General features: G+C 75.8%; 1 protein-coding gene. It reads left to right on the top strand.

Annotated features, from left to right (window positions below; all coding sequences use genetic code 11):
• Positions 1-297 (top strand): hypothetical protein (locus AN216_RS00130; protein WP_139140801.1); only part of this gene is annotated, 297 nt, incomplete at both ends.

Raw genomic sequence — 297 nt, 5'->3', positions numbered from 1 at the left:
GCACCGCGCGGCCGCTGGCCGGCCGGTTCGGACTCGCGCTGCTCCTCGGGGCCCTCTCGCTGGCCAGCGCCGTCGGTCTGCTGGCCTCCTCCGGTTGGCTGATCGCCCGAGCCGCCGAACAGCCGCCAGTGCTCTACCTGATGGTCGCCGTCACGGCCACCCGCGCGTTCGGCGTTGGGCGGGCCGCCTTCCGCTACGCCGAGCGGCTGGTCTCGCACGATGCCGTCCTCCGGGTGCTGGCGGATCTGCGGGTCGCCGTCTACCGGCGGCTGGAGCGCCTGGCTCCGGCCGGACTGG

The organism is Streptomyces oceani (genome assembly GCF_001751245.1).
GTDB classification, from domain to species: domain Bacteria; phylum Actinomycetota; class Actinomycetes; order Streptomycetales; family Streptomycetaceae; genus Streptomyces; species Streptomyces oceani.
Note: the sequence above shows the minus strand (reverse complement) of the source record. Positions and strands in the feature narration are given on the sequence as shown.